Raw genomic sequence first — 23563 nt, 5'->3', positions numbered from 1 at the left:
CTCCTCCACACCATTCTATTTATCACGCTAACTACCTGATGAGATGGAAAGCTATTGTTCTTGCAACACTTTGTTATTCAACTCTGATAACATGTTACGATAATTAAATTGAACATCTTCTAAATGCCGCTGCATGAATAATCCCGCTCTTTCCGAATCATGTTCTGTTATGGCTTTTAAAATTTCCTGATGATAGTAAAGAGCATTCTCGACATCATCATTAATCGCCATTTCCATTCTTACCTTCTTAAAATTGTCTACGACCGAATGATAGACGGGGACAATAATATCATGATGAGTAGCGTAAGCTAATGCTGAATGAAAATCCAAATCGGGAACGATAATCGACGTACCATTCGAAATACAACGTGACAAATCTTCGATAGCTTGCTGCAACCTGCTCAAGTCATCCTCATTTCTTCTCTTTGCTGCCAAGTAAGTAATCTTCACTTCCACGCCTTTGCGAAACTCTAGCAGATCCATAGATTTGTTCACGTCAAGTGAGGGGATCCAGGTTGTTAACTCCTCCAGTTCCTGATCATGTATCGTGGTTTTTAAGTACGCTCCTTTACCTGGCTGTTTTTCCACAATACCGCGCTCCGCCAGTGTTTGCAAAGCTTCTCTGACCGAAGATCTGCCAACCTCCAGCAATTGCACCAACTCACGCTCTGAAGGCAATTTATCTCCAACTTCCAGTTCTTTCTTACGAATATAATCTAACAAAAATTTTAATACCGTTTCACTCACTACAATCATGGTCGTTCCTCCCGATTGGTTTGATGGTATGACCGGTCTTACCAGATAGGAGACAGGCAAGGAAATCACACCATCTTATGTTGCTTTTAGCTTACGCTGATTTCATTCAGATGTCTTTCAGTACGTAACGTTTTCTAACGACAATTATCCAGTAATTCACCTTTCTCGGCAATTACATTTCCGCCTGCAAAAACAGCTTCTCTTCTCGGTACAATCGCCATTGCCTGTTGAATATTTTGCGCATCTACCAAAACAAAATCAGCTTTTTCCCCGATTACAGGTTCCAGTGAACGACCGGTAATATAGGAATAAGCAGCTATCAACTGTTCGTCTGTGACCCAGCCATTTTTTTCAGCCAATCTCGATCCCCTTCTTAATATATCTCCGTCTCCAAAAGGCGACCATGCATCTTGAATATTATCTGTTCCTACTAAAAAGGAGATCTCGTTATCGATCATCGATTGTAAGCGTGGCATCGGACGATCAATTGGTACACTGGAAATAATCGAAATATCGTTTTCTCGCAATGCTTGATAAGTATCTTGTAACTCATCGTCACTTAACATGCCAAGACAGTAGGCATGACTGACAGCTACATTTGCTTCCTGCTTCGCTTGCTTGGTTAATTCTGTAACACGGTCAATCGTGTATTTCCCGAGATGTCCAGGATCGTGCAAATGCAAATCAATCCCTTTTGCAAACTCTTTACTTAAGGAGAACATTGTTTCCAGACTGGCATCCACACGTTTCTCCAGCCCAGCCGGATCAACACCACCGATAAGATCTGCACCATTACGGAGTGCATCTTTCGCCACATCAACCGAATCAGATAACAATAAACCTTGCTGAGGAAATGCAACAATTTCGATTTCCATTATTCCTTTCATTTGCTTCCGAAGCTCGACAACTGCTTCAAGATGTTTTAAACCTAACGTTCGATCAATATCCACATGAGTACGAATTTTTGTCGTACCATGTTGTAACATTAACTCGGCCATCAATCGTACACGGGTATTAACGTCATTCTCCATTGTTTCTAGTAAGCTTTTTTCAAACTGCAATTGTTTCGGCAGCGTGATAAATGGTTGCAATGATCGCCATTGTTCTCCCACAAGATGCTTATCTAAATGACAGTGCATATCTTGAAATGCCGGTAAATAAAGGAGACCTCTTGCATCGTAACTATCTGTATCAGCAACGTTGGATGCTGCTTTTATTTCCTTTATCATGCCTTCCTTAATGATTAAATCTTTCCATTCACCTGCGATTTTGACGTTTTTTATTACATTTACCAAACTAAAACATCCTCCTTTATCAAACAGTAAGGGAATATTCCCTTACTGTCCTATGAACCTGGCAGATAATCATTAGTGAAGATATCCGCTGCTTCGATATCCACTTCTAATACCCCTGCTTCTGTTAATTGATCAATTAATGCAGACCATCTTTCCTCTGACATATAACCAAACCCCTTATCCTCTGCATCGTCTACATAAATGAAGTCTTTACCAACTTCCATTTCATATTCAAAGGCTTCCATTGATTTATCAGGATTCATTTCATGAATTGCTTCTAAAGTTTCATCCGGTGTTTCTCGGAAGTAATTCCAGCCCTCCACAAAAGCAGATACGAATTTTTCTACTGTCTCTTCATTTTCTGCCAGGTAATCCTTTGTTACGTATAACACATATTGATACGGGTTGTAACCTGACTCGGAAATTAACTTCGTCTCTGTTTCAATGCCTTGCTGTTCCATAAAGAAAGGTTCTCCTGTGACATAGACTTGGTTAACAGATTCTTCATCATTAATAAAATTACTATGATCTCCAGTAAAAGCAAGTTCGTTTACGTCGCTTAATTCATATTTTCCTTTAAAATATTCCCAATAAGCAATACCCGGTTGAATAAAAGCAGTTCGACCATTAATGTCACCAAAATCTTCAATCTCATGTCCTTTATGAGTCATCATGGCTTGCGGACTGTTCTGATAGATGGTTGCTAATGCCACTAAGTCTATGCCCTGATTTTTAGCCATTAATAATTGGTCACCATGCACCAAGCCAAACTGTGCAGAACCTGATGCAACCATTTGCACCGATGAAATTTGTGGTCCTCCAGGCTCAATCGTTACTTCCAAACCGTTATCTTGAAAGAAACCTTGACCATCTGCTGTATAAATACCACCATGTCCCGCTTGTGCAAACCAGTTCAATACGATTTTAACAGATTCTGTTTCTGTTACTTCTTCTCCTGCATTTGTCACCGTTGTTTCCGATACTTCTTCGCCTGTTTGCGCGTTGCCTTCCTTATCACTGCCACAAGCCGCCAAAACCAATAACACGGCTACACTCACAAACAAGAAACTACATTTCCAAAGTCCCCCAAGATTTTTCATCTTTTCACTTCTCCTTTTGATTTTATTTTTCTGCCTTCATCTCTGACTCATGCCACGATCGAAGCAGCAAGTGAGAAAACAGGTTTACTAATAGATAAAAAGTAATTCCTAATACAGCAGCCGAAATACCGCAGGCAAACAAATAAGGTGTTTTTACTTGTACAGCTGCAACAGTAATGGAGTATCCAAGTCCCCCTTTTCCACCACCAATTCCTGCAATGTATTCTCCAACGATTGCCCCTACAATGGAGAGCGTACAAGATATCTTCAAGCCTGCCATGATATAAGGCAGAGCAGACGGCATTCGTAATCGCCACATCCGTTGCCATTTCGAAGCATTGTAAAGGGTAAACAAATCATCCAGGTTTTTATCGACGGAATTAAGACCTAATAATGTATTGGATATAACCGGAAAAAAGCCTATTAAGAAAGATATTACAATGATGGAATTAAAACCAGCACCAAACCAGATCACTACAATTGGTGCTACCGCTACTACCGGAATCGTCTGCAGAACAATCGCATACGGATAAATACTCCTTTCTAACACTTTAGAGCTTGCCAGTAAGACAGATGCCATGATCCCTATTACTCCACTTACAATAAAACCAAGCACAGACTCACCAACTGTGATTTGAATCGCTGGCCATAGTAACTGCCAATCTTCTATCACCGCATTCACTACGTCTGTCGGTTTCGGAAAAATAAAAGGCTGCAGTGCTAACAGTGACGGAATTACCTGCCATGCTACAATAAACACAATAAATGCAATAATCGGACCAAGATATACAGCTCTGAACTTTTTCACAACGCCACCTTTTTTGGGATGGACTTTTTTCTTGACGGTTTTACTGGTTACTTCCATTGATGACATTGCCATTAAAGAACCTCCTCACGTTCTGATCGACCTTCTAATCTCGCTGATGCGAGATCGACATATTCAGAAAATCTCGGATTCGTTCGGATACTTAACGGCCTTGGAAAAGAGATATCAATGTCCATTAGGGATGATAACCTTCCCGGCCGTGCGGACATCACTGCGATTCTGTTCGACAGCAGGACTGCTTCATAAACATTATGCGTAACAAAAAGTATCGTCATCTTCTCCTTTTGCCAAATATCAAGCAACTCCAGCTGCAGTGCTTGTCTGGTAATCTCATCAAGCGCTGCAAAAGGCTCATCCATTAACAACAGCTTCGGTTTTGCCGCCAGGGCCCGAGCAATCGATACCCTCATCTTCATACCTCCAGATAACTGACGGGGATAAGCTTTCAAATAATCACCCAAGCCAACCATCTTCAAGACTCGGATTGCTTCTTTCTTTTGCTCCTTCTTATTGCCACCTCTTAATCGCAAGGGAAGTAACACATTATCTAAAACATTCTTCCAAGGTAAAAGATTAGCATCCTGAAAGACAAAGGCAATATCATTCGTCTCTTCTAACAGTTGTTTAGGAGAATAACCAAATACATGTACTCTACCATTAGTCGGTTCTCCCAAGCCAGCTACCATTCTGAGTGCTGTCGATTTACCACAACCAGATGGCCCCAAGAAACAAACCAATTCTCCTTGATTGACAGATAAGTTAAAATTACTCAGTGCAACTGTTTCATTATGAAAAATTTTATCTACCTGTTGAAATACCACTGCTTCTTGCATTACTAGCTCCTCCTTCATCTATAAGTTATTTGAATATTCTGATATTTTAAGCGGTATCTATCCGGTATGACTGGTCTTACCAGATAGAGTGTTTGTTTTTCCTGTTAACAAGATAACACCCCGTTATGACGGTAGTCTTGCCTAAGGTGAGATAATCTAACGTGGTTTGTCGAGGTGTTTATTCAACCAGTGTAAGAAGTAATCGGGAGCATAGCATCGAATTTCCACAAAAGCTCCATAAATGGCTAGTATACAATGCGCTCAGGAACTGCCGAGTTGTCCCACATACTTTATCTGTTTGAGCACATAATATAAAACGGTTCAGTCAAAATCGCTTTCGTTGATCATTTGAGGAAAACGAAGCTACACTAATGGTGAAAGCGATAACATAATAAGGAGGGAACGAGATGGAGATCAGTGATAAAGTAGCTGTCATCACAGGAGCAGCATCTGGAATTGGATTGGCAACGGCCAAACTACTTGCGGAAAAAGGGGCCAAAGTAGTAGTTGCCGACTATAACAATGAAGCTGGCGAAGCAGCCAAACAGGAAATAGCGAACAGCGGTGCAGAAGCCATATTTGTGGATGCAGATGTATCGAAGGAAGAAGATGTAAAGAAAATGATCCGCTCTGCAGTCGAACAATTTGGACAAGTGGACATTATATTTAACAATGCCGGAATCGGCGTACAGGGAATGACGCATGAGCTGTCATATGAAGACTATCATAAAGTCATCGCTATCAATCAGGACGGAGTGTTCTTCGGTTCAAAATATGCCGTCCAGGAAATGCTGAAAACAGGTGGCGGAGTGATCATCAATACCGCTTCTATTCTCGGTAGTGTTGGAGAGCCGACTGCATTTGCCTATAATGCCTCAAAAGGCGCCGTTAACTTGATGACCAAATCGCTCGCCCTGCAATACGCGAAGGATAATATTCGTGTAAATGCCATCGCTCCGGGATATGTGGAATCAGGTATGGTTAACAAAGAAAGCCTTGGCGATTATTATGATGGATTAGTGGCGAAACACCCAATTGGCCGACTCGGACGTCCAGAAGAAATCGCCTCAGCTGTCGCCTTTGTGGTAGAAAATGATTTTGTAACTGGAACTACGATTATGGTCGATGGTGGATATACTGCGCAATAAAAAAGAAACTCCCCCTTAGTTGGGGGAATTTCCTTTTACCTAGATGGAACAAGGTCACATGCCTCCGCCGGCATCCAATGCTCATCCTTGCCATCCCATTTCACATTACAGCCTAGTGGATTAGTAAGAGGTGTACTAACTTTCTCACCAGCTAAATGTTCGGCTATCGCATTTTCCAGATCATTGACAGTAGCCTTTTCCGATTCACGCGGATTATCCAGACCACGACCTGTGTATACCAAGTTTCGATCTTCATCAAACACAAAAAAATGAGGCGTGCGCAATGCACCATATTTTTTCGCCACTTCCTGGGATTCATCACGTACATATACCCATGGGAATTGTTTTTCCTCCATGCGTTCTACCATACCCTTGAATGAATCATTTGGCTTCGTCTTCACACTATTCGCATTGATACCGACAAACTGAACACCTTGCGCCGCAAACTTCTCCGCCGTTTTCCGTGTCACCTCATCCGACCCAACCACAAATGGACAATGATTGCACGTAAAGAAAACCACTAACACTTTCGCATTTTCGAAATCAGCTAAACTGTACGTCTTGCCATCCGTAGCCGTCAATGAAAAATCCGGTGCTTTTTGCCCAAGCTCTAACGTAAAAGCCATTAATATCTTCCTCCTCTTGGTATCTCTTTGTGCAAACGCTATCAAATGTATGATCAGAATTCAATTATAATGCTTAAGAGACAAAAATTTCCAGGCAACGCCATACTTTTGTCTCCTTTCTTTTTAAACGATACAAAATCTGGATGAACTGCTCTCCTCTTTTGTTCCCTTTTCTCCTAAACGATACAAATCTCGGTGAGTTGCTCCCCTCTTTTGTTCTCTTTCCTCCTAAATGATACAAATCTCGATGAACTGCTCCTCACTTTTGTTCTCTTTTCTCCTAAACGGTTCAAATCTCGGTGAGCTGCTCTCCTCTTTTGTTCCCTTTCCTTCTAAACGATACAAATCTCGTTTCGCTACTACCTCTTTCATCTCCTTTTCTTCTAAAGAAACCATTTCAACCCCACTCCTGTCTATCATGCTATTTTTGTGATTCTACGTAATGTGATCCCCTTCCTGTACCCTCGATGCTAAAATGTTTTTGTAAGGTATAGCTTATTTGCTTTGTGGTGACGATATTGTCGCACCAATCTAGCAATTTACTTCTGGTAACTTGTTTTTCGGGATACAATGTCTTAAATTCTGTTACCATCCTCATTATCGCCGATTGAATGGTCTCCAGCTGTCCACAGTTTGCACAGTGGCAGAACTTACCTTTTCTTATGCAAAAATGATGACACGATTTACAGGGAATACCTTTTTTTCAATTCTTGATAGTGGCATACGGGGAACTGTTGATAAGGCGGTTCTGCCAGGCGGACCGTATTCAGTTTTTCTGCCAATTTATAAAATGTGGGATGGAGCTTATTCAGTTCTTGAAACTGTTTGAAGTAGTAGTTCAGTTGGGTAGGTAATATAATTCGAGATGAGATAGGAGCTTGAAACAAGGTACATTCAGGGTTTACAAACACTACAGATGCTTGGATCGGAACATTCACACGCATCTGCTCCAGCAATTGGACAAATAACGTTTCACATCGCTGTAATTGTGTTAAAGGATCGTCCATCAACTTTCCAGAGCGGACATAAAATTTGTCGTTTTTGTAATAATATTCCCCGGGAAAGTTTTTGATCTCATACAGATAGAGGGTGTTCTTGCCGAATAGAAGATGATCAATTTGAAAAGCTTTGCCGTTATGCGATAACCAGATATCACCTATCGAGATAAGTTTATCGGATAATCCCGTTAAATATGATTCAAACTGCACCTCCCCTTCATAACCTCTTCGCAACTTTCGGTATTTATTTGATTCTGCCTCTGATAGACTTTTTCTGCGACTTATATATTCATAGACTCGCAACTCCAACGGTTTCCTGCGCATTTATCACGCCTCCTTTATGTCATATTATCAAGAATAAGAAAAAAGGTCTAACCGGCAGGAAAAAGGAAATTACCATTTTTCCGCCAGTCAGACCTTCCAAAAAACGATTATATCCCAGGTAAACTTAGATAATTTCACGCCTCACAGAACCATATTAATATTTTCACTTTTCGGCAGACGAAACTGTCACGATCCGAACCATGAAAGTGATAATTCCTAAAATTACTACTGCGAAAAAGAAACCAGACAAGGGTCCTGTCATCAATAACGGCATTGCATGATCTAGTGAAAATATAAACATATTACTGATCAATAGATAAAACAGGGTATTTTCTCCGATAATTCGTAAGTACTTAAGCCTCACACTCCATTTGTCCATGCTTTTTGAAATCAAATAATAGATATATAGAAAAAAAGTCGACCCTGTAATCCAATAAACCGTTGGAGGAAAACGGTCTGGCAATTGAAAATCATGACTAGCCAAATAATACACAAACAAGCTGGTTCCTAGCATTGAGAACAATAAGTACTTCCACCTGAAGCCAATTCTATATTTAGCAAAATAGATCCCTATCAAATAAAACGGCATGTATGGTAGTACAGGAAAAGTAGGAAATTGATCTGTCCCAATTAAAAGTCCCATATAAACAGATTTAATCTCACTATGATCAATCCAAGTAGCCAACAGCAGAATAGCAGCAGTTGCCCATAATAATACTGGTCGTTTGGACAGCGACCTAAAGCCATGAAAAAGGATCACACCAAATACTATGATCAACGCAAAAGCTATAAGAAACTCAGACCATCCCGGTATTACTTGCAACAAAACAATAGGCCAAATGGTATCAAGATTTAATGGCTGCTCACCTACGTATAATTGAAAGGCAATTCCCGATAGGTAGAAAGCAAGTAAAGTTTTTAAACCCGTCATCAGCATCTTTTTATACACGCTGGCAAATGGTTTTCGATAATAAGCAAGCTGCCCTACATAGCCAAAGCAAAAGACAAAACCGGAAAAAGTAATCAGATTAAAAAATGACGTAATGATAGAGGTGGAAGGATACAAAGTTGTATCGCTAAAAAATTGCAACACATGTGCATATACCATGCCTATAACTAATAGACCTTTAACATAATCGATTGACCGATCCCTGTTTATCGGAACCACTTCCTTCCAAGAAAATGGATTGTTCCAAAATTGTACAGAACAATCTATTTCTCTACGTTTACCGTTGTTAAATCCAAAAGAAGTACTATTTTAATTGGATATAATCTACATCTATTTCACCGTGTACATTTGATAATAAAATAGTTTGTATTCCCGCTTCAAGTTCTATCGGAATCGAAACACTTTCGAAACTTTCACTGGTCGGCGGATACGTTATTTCACTTACGTTATTCTCATTAATGACAACCATATGTCTATTCACTTTATCTGTTCTATTTCTATAGGATAGCTCTAAATTGTATGTTCCTGATTTTTCAACTTTAATACGATAAGCCATTTCACTATCCTCTTTATTAACAGTCACCATTTGTTTGTTAGATGCATCAAACGTGTTAACCGTCTGTCCTTTTGTTGTTTCAGCATGTTCTGCTTCATATTTGTATGCTGGCTTTTTTGGTACTAGTTCAATAAAATCGAGCTCTGCAAATGAAGCCCCTTTCGATAATTTTATTTTATTATCTTTACCATCCAAATGAATATCTTTCTCTGCAAAATACCAGCTATCATATCCGTAACCATTATAGTTAATCTCTCCCATAGATTTTTCATTAATGAAAACGTGATGGGAAGCTGATTCTCCATTACCACTTGAATATCTAATCTTCAACGTATAATCTCCTCCTGGAAGGCCAACATCAAATTTTACAAAGCTATCCTCATAGTCTATATATCCGATCTTTGCTTGATTAGATGCAGACGTATTTTCTACAATTCTAGCACGGTGCACATCGGCATCCTCCGCTTCAAACCTATAAACTACAGGAACTTTAGGAGTTAATGTTCCTGCCTGTTCACCCGATGGCGCTTCTAAGAGTGATCCTGTTGCGACAGGTTTACCGAAGTTCGGTGTACCATCTTCATTCCAGGTGAATTTTTGCATTCTGACATTCCGGTTCCAACCAGCCCCTTGAAATTTAGCTGCATGATAAATGATCCAATCCTCCGTTCCGTCTGGAGATTGGAAAAATCCATTATGACCCGGGCCGTATACGCCAACTGCTGGATCTTTTTCAAAAACAGGATCGGTACTCTTTTCCCACGCGCCTGGATCAAGAGGGTCTGATCCTGTGAAGGTTAACATCCCTAATTTATAATCGTCTGTCCAACTTCCACTGGCAGAATAAACGAGAAAAAGATCTCCATCGTCATTTCGTAAAAATTGAGGTCCTTCATTAATATGTGGTTCTCCGATCGTTTCCCAATCAAATTCTGGTCTTGATAACTCCACTCTTTTACCGCTTATTGTCCACGGATTTGTCATTGGTGCTATATAGATATTCTGACGCACATTGATATCACCTTCCCAACCAGACCACGCAAAATAATGCTTGTCATTCCATTCCAGAATAGTTCCATCAATCGCCCATTTATCCGATGGAGTTGTAATTTCTCCATAGGTAGTTCCTTCCGGATAGGAGTATTCGCTAAACGGGTCCGAGGTTTCTGACTGAAGGACATGCATCCGTTGTTTCTCCATGTCACCTCCAGAAGCAGCAAAGTAGATATACCATTTATCATCAATGAAGTGAATTTCTGGCGCCCAGATGTGTGCACTGTTTGGTGCACCTGCTTCAGGTTCCCAAACAACTTTATTTTCTGCATCTTGCAAGCCAGAGATTGTTTTCGATTTCCATATGGTAATGTTATTCCCAGTCGTATTGGTATAATAATAATAACCATCTGTATGCCTGATGATCCATGGATCTGCACCATCACCTATCACTGGATTTTCAAAAAGTTGTGTTGATTCTTCTTCATAATAGAAAGTAATATGTCCAATTTCTGGTTGCTTTCCACCTCTATTGTTTGGCGCTTTTAAATACTTATCCATTGTATCCCCCTGCTTATATTGATAAAGATTTCCGGCATTGCCACCTTTCACAAACACATATTTTATACCTATGTCAGACTGCCAATCGAACGTTTTCCGATTTTGAAAATGGATATTAATTTTTCCATTTAGGTATAAGCCACTATCAATCGAATCCCCATCTAATTCTAACTTAAATGGTTTAAGATCTTTTAGTTCTGTTGGTAATTGTTCATTCCCTGCCCTGTCATTTCCCTCCATTAAAATAGGATCTTGTATAGCGAGTAAACTTGAATTATCCGTTGATTCCACACAAGCTATCACTAACATCACAATAAACAAAAAGCCTAAACTAAAGATTTTTTTCAACAAAGCCACTCCTTATTCTTTTACATTTTCGTCATAATTAATAGCTGCTAATCCTCTGAAAAAAAAGGGACTCAGTTGAATGGCCCCTTGTTTACAGATCAGTTATATACCGTGATTAGATAGGTACATTCCTTACGCATCATTCACCTCTTTAATCTTATCAAGTGCAATTTTCGGCGTGCGATCTTCTGTCAACAAACCGTTCACCTCCTGCTGCACATCGGTAATCTGTGTATAAACATAACCGGTGACATACGGTAAGGCCTTAATCGCATCGGTAATATTACGATAACGCTCCAAAAACTCTTCTTCCGTGTTTACCTGATTACCATATCCCCAGCCACTTTCATGGTCAAAAGCAATGCCGCCATACTCCGTAATCATGACTGGCTGACCTTTATACGAATAGCCATCCGCAAACGCATATTTATGATTATTATGAGGAATTTCATTGTTTAAAATCGGATCTTTATCCTTGTAACGCTCGTATAACACGTTCCCCAGTTCTTCATAATCATGAAGCGCAATAATATCAGAAATCGTGTGCTCCCACCCGTCATTGACAATAACAGGACGCTCTGCATCAATCGATTTGGATAAATAATAGATCGATTCGGTAAATGTTTGTTGTTTTTTATCTTTGAAAATATTCGGCACTCCCCAAGATTCATTAAAAGGTACCCACGTGATAATAGAAGGGTGATTATAATGCTGCTGCATAATCTCCAGCCACTCTTTGGTAAAATTCTCGATCGCCTCATCCGAGAATTCATAGGTTGCTGCCATTTCAGACCAAACGAGTAAACCTTTTTTATCACACAAATAAAGGAATCGTTCGTCTTCTAATTTCTGGTGTTTTCGAACGCCGTTAAAACCCATTGCTAACGTCTTCTCGATATCCTCCAGCATTGCTTCATCAGAAGGTGGTGTCAGCATCGTCTCTTCCCAATAACCTTGATCGAGTAAAAGCTTCTGGTAAATCGGTCTGTTATTAAGTAACACCTGACCATCTTTAATCGATACTTTGCGCATACCAAAATAGGAGTGAACTTCATCGACAACCTCGTCATTAGCAATTAGCCGGAACGTGACATCATACAAATGAGGATGTTCAGGTGACCAGTGTGCCACTCGCCACTCCATTATGTCCGAAAGCAAATCGACTTCGAATGACATATTGGCACGATCCGGTGTAATGGAAAATTGCTTGACCTGTTTTCCTTCGAAGCTAACAATCGTCTCCAGCTTACAACCAGAAAAAGAATGCAATTTATAATCAAATGCCACACTGTTTGTATCGATATTCGGGGTGATTTTAACGTTTTCTATCCGCTCTGGATGAAGGAATTCTAACCAGACCGTTTGCCAAATCCCCGTATTCTGTACATACCAGCAGCCGAAATTCTCCTCTTTCCAGCGCTGTTTGCCTCGCGGCTGGTAACAGCTTTGGCTATCTTCTGCCTTTACCACTAATTGATTTTTACCGGTTAAGTCGACTGCATTCGTAATATCAAATGAAAAAGCTGCATTACCACCGACATGATCCCCCATATAAGTCCCATTCACCCAAACTTTCGTCATATAATCGGAAGCCTGGAATCTTAAGATGATTCGTTTGCCCACTTCCTCTTCTGGAATCGTAAAGGTACGGTTATACCAGACATTCGGATGGAAGGTTTCATCTCCTATACCACTCGCTTTTGTTTCATAAGTAAAAGGAACATTAATGTCAGTGGCAAAGCTAGGGTGCTTCGCCCACCCATTTCTTTCACCCTTGTTGTCATCATCGAAAGCGAATTTCCATGTTCCATTTAAATTCATCCAGGCATCTCTTTTAAATTGTGGACGCGGGTATTCCGTACGCTTGTAAGTATTTGTTGTTGTGGTTGTTGTTTTATCGTTTGTCTTTGTCACCATGTTTTTCTCTCTCCTTTTTATCCTTTTATCCCGGTGAAACTAATGCCTTTGACAATTTGTTTTTCAAACATAAAAAAGGCAATAATAACCGGTATCGAAGCAATTGCATTCGCTGTCATCGGTTGTACATATGCTTGCGAATAAGTTGAATTAAATACTGGCAATCCTACTGGTAACGTATATAAATTTTCTGACAAAATGGATAAGTATGGCCACAAGAAGTTATTCCACGAACCAATAAACGTAAATATCGCAATTGCTGCCATGGCAGGCTTCGCCAATGGTAATACAATCTTATAAAAAAGCTTAAAGTAGGAACACCCATCCATAATCGCGCTCTCGATCACTTCTTTTGGCACCCCATCAAAGAAGCTTTTCAGAATAATAACCCCCAGCGGAGAAGCAATCATCGGCAGAATTAATCCAGCATAGCTGTCGATCATATTAAAACTTTTGACAATTTCATATAGAGGAATAATGGTTGCTTCACCGGGAATCATTAATCCTAATAAAAAGAACACAAATATAAAGTTTTTATAGCGAAACTTCATCTGTGAAATAGCAAAAGCAGCTAATGATGTGATAATTAGTGTTAGAACAGTTGTAATCAAAGCTACTATTAAACTATTAAACAACCAGCGTAAGATCAGACTATTCATAAAAATGTCGATATAATTCGCTAGTGTAAATGGTGGTGTGAACCATTCAATTGGATTTGTTGTCGAAAAGCCATTTGGTTTAATCGAAACAAACAGCATCCAAATAATCGGGAAAATAAAAAGGATTGCGACGATCACACCAATCGATACCTTTACCCTTCTCCAAGGGTCACGATTCCGTTCTAAAAGTTTCGATTTTCTTTTTTGCGAAGATACCTCTTTCAAAACATCCGCGCCTTGTAAATTTGAATCGCTCATTTAGCTCTCCCCCATTCTTTGATTCCGAAGCTGAATGATAGAAAGTATTAGTAAAATGAAGAATAACGCATACGACATCGTTGCCGCATAGCCTAAATTATTCTGGGTAAAACCGACTTCGTAAATATACTGTATAAGCGGCCTTGTAGCACCACCTGGTCCCCCACCGGTAATTAATAAAATTTGTGCGAACACCTTGTAAGAGCCTAGTATTTGCAGTAATAATACAACTCTTCCGATTGGCATAAGCTGAGGTAACGTAATATGCCGAAATTGCTTCCACCGAGTTGCTCCATCAATTTCACTAGCCTCATATAATGATTCAGGTATGTCTTGCAAACCAGCAAGAAATAACACCATATTAAAACCGACTGTCCACCAAAGCGTAACCACGACAATACTTACCCATGCAAGCGTCTTATCCGCCATCCAAAAAGGCTCCGCTTCTATCCCTATCGTGTGAAGAACCGTATTTATCAAACCACTGTATGGCTGAAGCATAAATATAGCCAAAAAAGAGATAACTGCTACAGACAGGATGCTTGGTAAAAAGAATGAGCCTCGAAAGAATGTTTGCAATTTTGTGTTCATATTAGCTAATAAAGCTAGACCTAAAGCGAGTAATACCATAGTTGGTGTTGTTAGAATAACGAATAACGTCGTATTCCAAAGTGTCCGCCAAAAATGTGGATCGATGAACATTTCCTTATAGTTAGCTAATCCGACAAAATCTAATTTTCGCACTAACGTCCAATCATACAGGCTCATTTCCAAGCCTTTAAAGATTGGTAAAATCGTGAAAATGACATACGCAACAAAGAATGGCAAAAGAAAGGGAATCGCTTTAAAATCATGCGCCCATAACTTTTTATTCATTTCAACAGCTCCTTTCTTGGAAAAACTCGGCATTCGCTTCGACTTTTAGCGAGTGCAGTAGTTTTTCTTATACTTAGTACACTCAAACTATTCACTATGTCTAAGTTTCTGATTCGTTAAAATTTTATACTTTTCTCACGTGCAACAAATGATAATCAGATATTCCAGAGAGGAGAAACCCGCCACTCACTGCTCTGGAACACCGTGTTAGTGAACGAAACTATTCCCCGATTAAATCCTTTACTTCTGTCTCCATCGCTGCAAAGGCTTCTTCTGGAGTAGCTTCTCCAGCCCAGATTGTGTCTAAATGCCGAACCACAATCTCTTCTAATCCACGCGCATAAATGTTTCGGTCGACAAAGTTCACATAGTTAGCAACCTCGGCATATTCGCTACGATACGGAAGTTCTTGATATTCTTCTGATTCCACAACCGTAGTTTTTGCAGGGATATGTCCTGCTTCTGCCCACATCGCTCCATGATCAGCGGCAAAATTCATAAATTCCACAGCACCTTTTTGAGCCACTTCATCTGCTTTCTGAGAGTAAGGGAGAACAAAGGTATGGGAACTTCCCCAGGCTGCATTTTCTCCAAAAATAGTTGGAATTGGCATTGGTGTGAATTCAAGTCCTTCCGTAGACTCCCACGTTCCGGTTGCCCAAACACCAGTATTCATCGTAGCAGCATTCTCAGATTGGAATTCTGAATAGAAATCACTGATATTTAATGGAATGATTTCATTTTCGTGATATAAGCTATTCACAAAAGAAGCTGCTTTAATTGCTTTATCCACATCTAGATCATATTTAGGATTTTCCAGGCTATCCTCCGTCAGAATACCTCTTCCACCCATTTGACTGTAGAAAGTCCACCAAGTCCAATATGGATCTGAACCTGAAGAGGCGAAAGCGAAAGGTATTTTATCCTCAGGTAATATATCTTTCAATGTTTGATAGAATTCAACATATCCTTCTGGCGTTTTTTCCATTTTGATCGTACCATCATCATTAAGCAGGTCTGCATCAGCAACCAGCTTATTGTTGATGTACATAATTTGCGCATGTGTATCCATTGGTACAGCATAGTGCTTATCTTCATATATCGTTGCATCTAGAATATTTTGATTAAATTCATCCCATTTCACGCCAACATCTTCGCCAATAGTATCTAAGTCTTGGACTAAGCCTTGACTAACTAACTCTGGCAACACATGCGTATGTGCTATCGCAACATCAGGGCCTTTGCCCGCTCCTATACTGGTCAGTAATTTTGTATAATACTCCGCATTTTCTTGCATAATGTTATTCACAAAGTATTCCGATTGACTCTCATTAAATGCATCCACAATATTTTGCATATATTCCGCATCCCCACCAGCAAAAAGGTTCCACATCACCACTTCCGTAGCACCTTCCGGAATTTCAACATCTGATTCTCCACCGCTTCTTTCTGACCCACCTGAGCAAGCCGTTAATACAAGAGATAATAAAACCAATCCTATGAATCCACTAAACCATTTCTTCACCATTGATTCCTCCCTTTTAGTTTATTACAAAAAACATGTATTAATCTTTGTTTGTTGTAATTATATTAAAAGAATACGCTTACAATTATTTTTTGTCAAGATTATTTTGAACAATTTATGTTTTGTTACAATTTTCTTGTCTTTTAATGCTTTTTAGACATAAAAAAAGAAGTGAAATGAATCTTTCAAGCATTCCACCCCATTTTTAAGAGTTATTTAATTATACAAAAAATTAAGAGAAATCGATTTTTAATTTAATATCTTGTGGGTAATCTCCAAATTCTTTGCCGAAAATATTAATCCCACCTTTGTGTATCGCGTCATCTTTAATGCCAATTTTTAATGATAAATAATTGGCATTCATCATAGCAAGATCATCTATCGTTACATCTGAAAGATAAAAGTCATCAATCATCGTTTTTTCTTTGGTGAGCTTCCACGTTTTTAATGTACCATACTGTGTACTCGTTGACTCCGACCAGTAAGAAGGGTTTAATTTACCTGGACGATCACCGAAGTCTCCCGGACTAGTCCAGGTGCCAATGTCCACATTATTCAGCCATACCGTTATGTCGGATGGCCAGTTGTGATCATGGTTGGGTGCTTCTGAACATATTTCAAGTGAAAATTGCAACTTCTCTATTTTTACATCTTTCGGTAACACCAAAGGAAATCTATATTCAAAAAAACCTTTTCGAGTCCAAATCAATTGAGCTTGCGAACGTTCTGGGCGATAGAAATGTACCGGTTCGTCTTCGGGTATCAGAAAGCCTTCCTGATTTACCATTCCACATGTTGGCGCGACTTCAAAGTCCACATATTGACCAATCGGCATTTCAAACTCAAATGACTTATATTCTTCTGTAAATGATTTCTGTTCATTGAGAGAAATATGAATATCATCATAATGACGTGTACATACCTTCATTGCGCCTCTGCTGGCTGGTCTTAATTCGGTCTGAATCAATCCCGATTCTTCCAATACTTTAACATGAGAAGCAGCAGTAGATACAGGTATCTCCAAACTATCTGCGATTTGATGAATGTTTCGGTTACCTTTATTAAGCAAGCTTATAACCTTTAGACGAACCTCTGATGACAATGCATGTGCGACTTTGCGCAATCCATGCTCGTCAGACAAAGATAATTCCAACATTGTGAACATCCCCCGTTTTATTAATTTAATCAATATATTTATTAAATAACCTTATACCTACATAATATCTGTAATTATACAAAAAATCAAATTATTTTTTTGTATTCCTGGTTGTTTTTTTGTAATAAACATTCCACGTTTTATCCATTACAGGTTGATATAGAGCTACCTGTAATATGGATTATGTCAAATGGAACTGTATGTCTATATGGTAATTTTGACAATTTTATATGCTTAGCAAAGCTCCTAAAAATTGCTCCGAGTCCTGTGGGGCACGGCTTCAGCTAGGCTACTACTTGAATTACTTCATTGCTGCCTTGTGCCGAGGAATCCCACTTCGAAGCGATACTTGTAGACACGGGCACAGACAAAACGGATCTTCAGCTTGCACTGACGCATGCGGAGTCTCCGCATATTTCCTACGCTTAGAAGAAGTGCTACAACGGATGGAACAGCAAAAAGCAGTGGTGCTAGGCATTATGTTATTGATTCAAATGCTATTATTTATGACAATTAGGGATGCGCTTCAAATGCTAGCTCTTACAAAAGTTGTAGAGGACCTATCCTAGCGCAGGCCAACCACGTAGACTCCCGCGGAAAGTGCAGGTGCTGAAGATCCACTTTGTGAAGTGCCTTTCTTCACAGTTAGCTTCAGCCGTGCCCCGCAGGACGCGGAGTGGTTGGCCGGAGCGGTCTCCAAGCAGATGAAATATTTCAAAATTACCACTAAGCTGTTAGTTGACATAATCTGTATCATAAGAAAAAAGCAGAATGGGTAGCGTGCCCATCTGCTTTTACATATTTTATCACCATAAAATGAATATAACCAACTGTTGTGACGTTTGGTAATTGATTTGACTTAAAGGCTCGTATTCATAGGAAGTGGTTATCTGGAGTTCTCTTTTTTATTTTGATTCCAATACAGTCATTCCTAACAATCCCGTCATAACCTCGTTACTAAGCGTCTCCATCTCCACACTTTCAATTTTTATTGATGATCCTAGATCAACACTCAATATGTTGCCATGAGCACCATCACCAAGATCCTGGATAAATCCGCTTTGTGCATAGGAACTGGACGTATTCTCACTTAGCCAGTCATCGATATTTTCAGGATTAACAAGAGGCAGTGATCTTTCTTCTCCATTGCTCAAGTTTACTGTAATGGTTGCATTTTCTATCCTGCTTTGCATGTGGTTGGTTGCCACAGCTAAGAAGAAATATAGCTTGTTTCCCGTTACATTTACCGGGATCTCAACATGATCAGGAAAATTATCATAAAGCGATGTAAATACCGCATTTTCCTCTTGGTCAGGAATTGAAAAAGGAATCCCCATATCAGATTCAAAGTCGTCATCCAGATCGTCCAATCTTGTCAAATCTGGTTTCACCTTATCCTGTCCATCGCGATATTGCCACCAATTAAGCCCATACTCTGTAACAGTACTAGGAATATTATCCCAGTAAAACAATTCAGGCTGTGGTGTGTACTTATTTTGATGTAAATTGGCTAAATCCTGATTGACGTAATGACGTAAATCAATCTTATGGATGTTGTACGAATTCATATAAACACCGGAAAGTTGTTGATCTAATTCCCAACTGGTGAGATTCGTCTTAAGCTCGTATCTATCTTTACCTTTTGTATCTAAAGTTAACAAATTTTCACCTGGTGTCAACATTGATATATCTTTTATTTCAAACATAACAGTTTCCGATTTTTCATTCGCTTTGATATGGGTATGCATACCATAGTGAGTTCCAGCAATAGAAGCTGTTCCTTTTATATTCATGTTTCTACTGCTGTTATTTTCGATAGCAAACTGAGCATAAGCCTTACCACCTTTTAGCACTAGATCTTCATCCACGATTTCCATTGACTGTTTTAACGTGACATTGACAGGCAGCCACATTTCACTTTCGCCAGATTCAACTAAGACAAAGAAGGTATGGGCTCCTTGTTTATCTTTCAGTTGAACAGATGCCTTCGATTTCTTTATCTTGGCTCTATCCATCTCTAGTATTCCTTGAGGATCATGAAGACGAACGATGTCACCATGTTTAACAGAAAAAGAATATGGTTCGTTGACAGCACCTGAAGAAGCTGCCTTTATTTCTGGCATATTTTTTGATTTTCCTTTGTTATATTCTACTTCAATTGTTGCCTGATTACTTTCAGGTGTATTTATTTCCAACCATGTGTGACCTATTCCTGGATCTAATCTGTAATCAACATTTTTCCCGTTTACCTTAACAGACTTGATGTTCGTACCTCTCGCAATCAGCTTTAACTGATATTCCAAATCTTTTCCGCTAGTAATCGAAATCGTTTCCTGATGATCCGACATGCTATAGTCATATGCCAGGTACTCTGTTTCAATCGATGCCTGTTTCCATTCACGAGGAAAAGATGGCTGAATGGTCGCCTGCTCTTGGGGGACATCCATTTTAATACCGAACAGTCCTTCTACAGCAGTTCTTACATACATGGAAGTAACATCTGTGAAATCTACATGGCCCGATTGTGAGCCGTCTTCCCTTTGAATATAGGAGAGGACACCAGGCCCAGGTCCTGTGAATAAATTGGCATCAATACCAGCTTGTAATTCTGTCGCCTCTTCTACCAGACCAAGACGATAGTAGGTAAGCATCAGGTTGGCGGACTCAGCTGTATACATCCCTCTGCTTGAATACACATTAGGTAACCAATTGGATGTCCATGGCACACGTCCATCACGTGGTATGCTGTCTGTTACATTTTCCAGCTCTGTTTCCGTAAAGCGCAGCATTTGGTAGCTTTGAAAAAGGTCAGTGAAACCTAAATCAATTGGCGTGTAAATACTGGACAGGTCAGGAGATTCATGTACCCGTTGCAAGCCATACACATCCTTATATTCTCCAAAAACCCCTTTATCCGCTACCCATAATTTGTTTTTCATCGCCTGTTCAATTTTTTCAACACGTTGTTGGAAAATGGTCGGATCTTTTTCTAAACGTTTGGCGATTTCCGCCATTTCCTTATTGGCACGCCACGTATATACACTGGCAATCGTTGCCCCACCGCCATTATTCCATTTATTATCTGTATTCCACGCATTCAAATGGCTCTCATACAGTCCTTCATTGTTTGTTTCCATGTATTCATCCATCCAGTTTAAATGATTGGCAATAAAATCAAATCCACCATTGGCCATCATCTCCAGATCTCCTGTCCACTCCCAGTTGTACAGCATCATATCCACTAATACTTCTCCCATATTGTAATGAGAATCTCCATTAAGTTTCGATGGAATTCTGCCATTGGATGCCTGCTTCTCAAAGTAGGCTATCGCATGTGCTGCAGCACGATCCTCCCAGCCAGCTGTTGTCGCACCATAGGTTGAACGCCATCCAGGCAATGGAACAAACCAGTTAATAGGGCCATGCTGAAAGGTAGGATTGTTCCAGGAAGCATCCAGTGCCAGGCTTGCTGCAGGAAGAGCAGCATTCAAATATGGATTAGGCGTATCCATTTTAACGGACTCGGACAAATCCTTATAGTAGTTGACACTCTTCTCAAACACTTTTGCTGGCTTAGACAGATAATCCTTCATCTCATCCGAAGCTACATCGCCAGTTGTTATATTAAAATAAACTTCGTTGTCATAATTTCCAGCAGTAGTACCTGTTGCCATTGGTTGTGATCCTGCCTCCTCGGCAAGAAGCGCTTCCGGACCTTCACTAAACCCGGCAGCATCAACCCGTTTAAGCTTAAGTGGAACATTGGAAGTCCCATAAAGCGAGGGACCGCCACCCTCAATAGCAAAGTAATTCTGTTCAATTCTCACTTCGGTTCCAGCTGCATCGGAAGGGGTGAATTTCATTGCGTCGTAATTCTGGGAACCATAACTTCCATAATCACGACCACCCGAAGCAATAACCAGTTCATCTGTGTAGGCATCAGGCAAAGTGACTTTTACTAGTAATCCTTCAAAGTCATCTGGGCGAACATAGGTTAACAGGATCGTCCCTTCGATGGAAGGATCTCGCAACTCATATTCCTGATGACCAGAAACATATCTGGAAGTAATTGTTTCAAAGTCTCCAAACCATTTTCCATTTTTTAAACCAAAAAACACATGACCTAACTTTTCTTGATCACTATTCCCTCTGTTACGAAAGATCAGACTGTCCGGTTTATCTCCAACTAATGCTATTATTCTCGGAGAATTGTGCTGGCCATACAACGGACGATTGTAGGATTCTTCACCGTTCTCCACGGCAAAACCACCTTCAATCGGTAAATACTTGTACGTTTTTTTATTAATCAAAATATTTTGTTGCGCGAAAACTTCATTATTTTTCTTTGAACTTGCCTTTAGCGCAATCATTTGCTCTGAGGCAGAACTTGAAATAGTAAGCGTTCCATCTTGATTGATATTTACCCCTTTAACGGAATCATTTACTATTTCCCAATTGGTTGAAGCAGTTGGCATAATACTCCCAAATTGATCCATTACATTTGCTTGATAGGAAAATGTCTCCGTACCCTGTTCAGGTTTTGCTATTCCTTTTTGACCAATTATCGTTATCTCGGATGCTTGAGGACGATAAATGGTAATTTCCTTCTCTAAGAATACCTCTTGATTTGATTGCGCCATCGCCTTTAGCGTAATTGTCTGTGGAGACTCTGGCGAATGATCGGTCGTAAGAATCCCTTCATCCGTGATATGGAGCCAATCTGGTGCATTACCCTCTAATTTCCACACCACTTCTTCATCAGGAAGTTGAAATCCATACTGATCCACTACATCTGCCATATATGGTTGTTCCGCATCATCATCTGCAGGTACACTTATTCTATCTGGTCCATCAATATTGATGGACTCCGGAACAAGCTTCGTGCTGGCGGAGGGTCCATCTGTTGACCAGTTATCTGAAGCGTCACCAGCCTCTACCCGTAACGTGACATCTGTTAAATCGTCATTAGGACGCTCTAATGGATAAGAAGTTACTCCATGTACAGTTTGTGTCGCTTCTGTATCGATTTCTGCCAGTAACGCATCATTGCTATAAATCTTGTACTGGCTGACCGCTACATTATCTTCCGGCGTAGTCCAATGCATATCGACAGTGTTTTTTGTAATATTGGACAAACGAAGCTCACTTTCTTCCGGCCAGACAGGAGGAGTTGATTCATCAGCAGAGAAAATCTCGACACCGTTCACCCGGCCATCTTCACCAAACTGAATATTTAATTGATTGTCGGTAACCTCTGTCTGGTAGATTGGTGTTGCATATTGATCTGTGCCAGACTGCATTCTTTCCTTTGGTTCACCTTCAATCGTGACATCTGTTTTATTGGCAGCAATGTGATCACCAGATATCACCTTGACAAAATAATTACCATTTGCAAGATCGACTTTCATCGTATACGCTCCGCCATTGGTAAAATCTCTGCGCAAATCATCGGGTTCTCCCCTGTCTCTGCAATCCGTTTCTTTATCCAATCCATATCCTTTTGACTGATTATAGATAGTTTTATTTGATATCTGAAGGTATCCTTCGGCAGTTGGACTGGACTCACATCCAAAATCAAATTTCTGTGGAGTTGATACACTATTCTCTGCTGTTATCTCTTTGTTTTGACTAATAAAGATCATAAATAGACTGATGAAGACAACAATTGATTTAAAAAGGTTATTCGACATTTCGCAACCCCTCCAATTATATTTGAAAACGTTTTCAATGGTTGGAAATAAAAAAGAAATCCCTATTTTCGATGGATTCCCTCATGATGTCATTCTTCACTTCTCATGCATAGGTAAATACATTTCATGAATAGGACTATATACTCATCTTCATTCACCTCCGAGTTAC

17 protein-coding genes are annotated in these 23563 nt (G+C 39.9%); 1 reads left to right on the top strand and 16 read right to left on the bottom strand.

Going from position 1 to position 23563, the window contains the following annotated elements; all coding sequences use genetic code 11:
* Nucleotides 1–51: 51 nt before the first annotated feature.
* The 5 genes from MUN88_RS10840 to MUN88_RS10820 all read right to left on the bottom strand — a co-directional run bounded on the left by MUN88_RS10840 (nucleotide 52) and on the right by MUN88_RS10820 (nucleotide 4810).
* Entirely contained in the window at nucleotides 52–756 is a 705-nt protein-coding gene (locus tag MUN88_RS10840) for a FadR/GntR family transcriptional regulator (protein ID WP_244714892.1), read from the bottom strand.
* A gap of 134 nt (nucleotides 757–890) precedes the next feature.
* Nucleotides 891–2051: an amidohydrolase family protein gene (locus tag MUN88_RS10835; protein ID WP_244714890.1), complete on the bottom strand. Its 1161-nt coding sequence runs from the start codon at nucleotides 2049–2051 to the stop codon at nucleotides 891–893.
* A 50-nt stretch (nucleotides 2052–2101) separates the two neighbouring features.
* Nucleotides 2102–3151, bottom strand: coding sequence for an ABC transporter substrate-binding protein (locus MUN88_RS10830; protein ID WP_244714888.1), 1050 nt, complete (start codon nucleotides 3149–3151; stop codon nucleotides 2102–2104).
* 22 nt (nucleotides 3152–3173) lie between these two features.
* Nucleotides 3174–4031, bottom strand: a complete 858-nt coding sequence (locus tag MUN88_RS10825) for an ABC transporter permease (protein WP_244714886.1) — start codon at nucleotides 4029–4031, stop codon at nucleotides 3174–3176.
* Nucleotides 4031–4810 carry an ABC transporter ATP-binding protein gene (locus MUN88_RS10820; RefSeq protein WP_244714884.1) on the bottom strand — a complete coding sequence of 260 codons (780 nt, stop codon included), beginning with the start codon at nucleotides 4808–4810 and terminating at the stop codon, nucleotides 4031–4033. Before MUN88_RS10820 ends, MUN88_RS10825 begins: the two co-directional genes overlap by 1 nt.
* A gap of 407 nt (nucleotides 4811–5217) precedes the next feature.
* Here MUN88_RS10820 and MUN88_RS10815 point away from each other — a divergent pair, with 407 nt between their 5' ends.
* Entirely contained in the window at nucleotides 5218–5958 is a 741-nt protein-coding gene (locus MUN88_RS10815) for an SDR family NAD(P)-dependent oxidoreductase (protein WP_244714882.1), read from the top strand.
* A 35-nt stretch (nucleotides 5959–5993) separates the two neighbouring features.
* Here MUN88_RS10815 and MUN88_RS10810 read toward each other — a convergent pair whose 3' ends face one another.
* From MUN88_RS10810 to MUN88_RS10760, 11 genes are all read right to left on the bottom strand, one after another.
* Nucleotides 5994–6584 carry a thioredoxin family protein gene (locus MUN88_RS10810; RefSeq protein WP_244714879.1) on the bottom strand — a complete coding sequence of 197 codons (591 nt, stop codon included), beginning with the start codon at nucleotides 6582–6584 and terminating at the stop codon, nucleotides 5994–5996.
* A 228-nt stretch (nucleotides 6585–6812) separates the two neighbouring features.
* Nucleotides 6813–6980 (bottom strand): hypothetical protein, encoded by a 168-nt coding sequence (locus MUN88_RS10805; protein WP_244714877.1) that lies wholly within the window; start codon nucleotides 6978–6980, stop codon nucleotides 6813–6815.
* 287 nt (nucleotides 6981–7267) lie between these two features.
* Entirely contained in the window at nucleotides 7268–7906 is a 639-nt protein-coding gene (locus MUN88_RS10800) for a nuclease-related domain-containing protein (protein ID WP_244714875.1), read from the bottom strand.
* A 163-nt stretch (nucleotides 7907–8069) separates the two neighbouring features.
* On the bottom strand, nucleotides 8070–9014 hold the full coding sequence (locus tag MUN88_RS10795; protein ID WP_244714873.1) for a hypothetical protein: 945 nt from the start codon (nucleotides 9012–9014) through the stop codon (nucleotides 8070–8072).
* A 145-nt stretch (nucleotides 9015–9159) separates the two neighbouring features.
* Nucleotides 9160–11313, bottom strand: coding sequence for a family 43 glycosylhydrolase (locus tag MUN88_RS10790; RefSeq protein WP_244714871.1), 2154 nt, complete (start codon nucleotides 11311–11313; stop codon nucleotides 9160–9162).
* 132 nt (nucleotides 11314–11445) lie between these two features.
* A complete protein-coding gene (locus tag MUN88_RS10785; RefSeq protein ID WP_244714869.1) occupies nucleotides 11446–13230 on the bottom strand; it encodes a glycoside hydrolase family 2 protein in 1785 nt (594 codons plus the stop codon).
* A 17-nt stretch (nucleotides 13231–13247) separates the two neighbouring features.
* A complete protein-coding gene (locus MUN88_RS10780) occupies nucleotides 13248–14147 on the bottom strand; it encodes a carbohydrate ABC transporter permease (RefSeq protein WP_244714867.1) in 900 nt (299 codons plus the stop codon).
* The gene (locus MUN88_RS10775) at nucleotides 14148–15023 is read right to left on the bottom strand and encodes a carbohydrate ABC transporter permease (protein WP_244714865.1); all 876 of its coding nucleotides are present in this window, start codon (nucleotides 15021–15023) and stop codon (nucleotides 14148–14150) included.
* Nucleotides 15024–15243: 220 nt separating this feature from the next.
* The gene (locus MUN88_RS10770; protein ID WP_244714863.1) at nucleotides 15244–16551 is read right to left on the bottom strand and encodes an extracellular solute-binding protein; all 1308 of its coding nucleotides are present in this window, start codon (nucleotides 16549–16551) and stop codon (nucleotides 15244–15246) included.
* Between the two features lie 229 nt (nucleotides 16552–16780).
* Entirely contained in the window at nucleotides 16781–17704 is a 924-nt protein-coding gene (locus MUN88_RS10765) for an ArsR/SmtB family transcription factor (protein WP_244714861.1), read from the bottom strand.
* A 905-nt stretch (nucleotides 17705–18609) separates the two neighbouring features.
* The gene (locus MUN88_RS10760; protein WP_244714859.1) at nucleotides 18610–23394 is read right to left on the bottom strand and encodes a hypothetical protein; all 4785 of its coding nucleotides are present in this window, start codon (nucleotides 23392–23394) and stop codon (nucleotides 18610–18612) included.
* Nucleotides 23395–23563: the final 169 nt, after the last annotated feature.

Source organism: Gracilibacillus caseinilyticus, from assembly GCF_022919115.1.
Classification (GTDB): domain Bacteria; phylum Bacillota; class Bacilli; order Bacillales; family Amphibacillaceae; genus Gracilibacillus; species Gracilibacillus caseinilyticus.
This window is presented reverse-complemented; position numbering and strand designations above follow the sequence as displayed.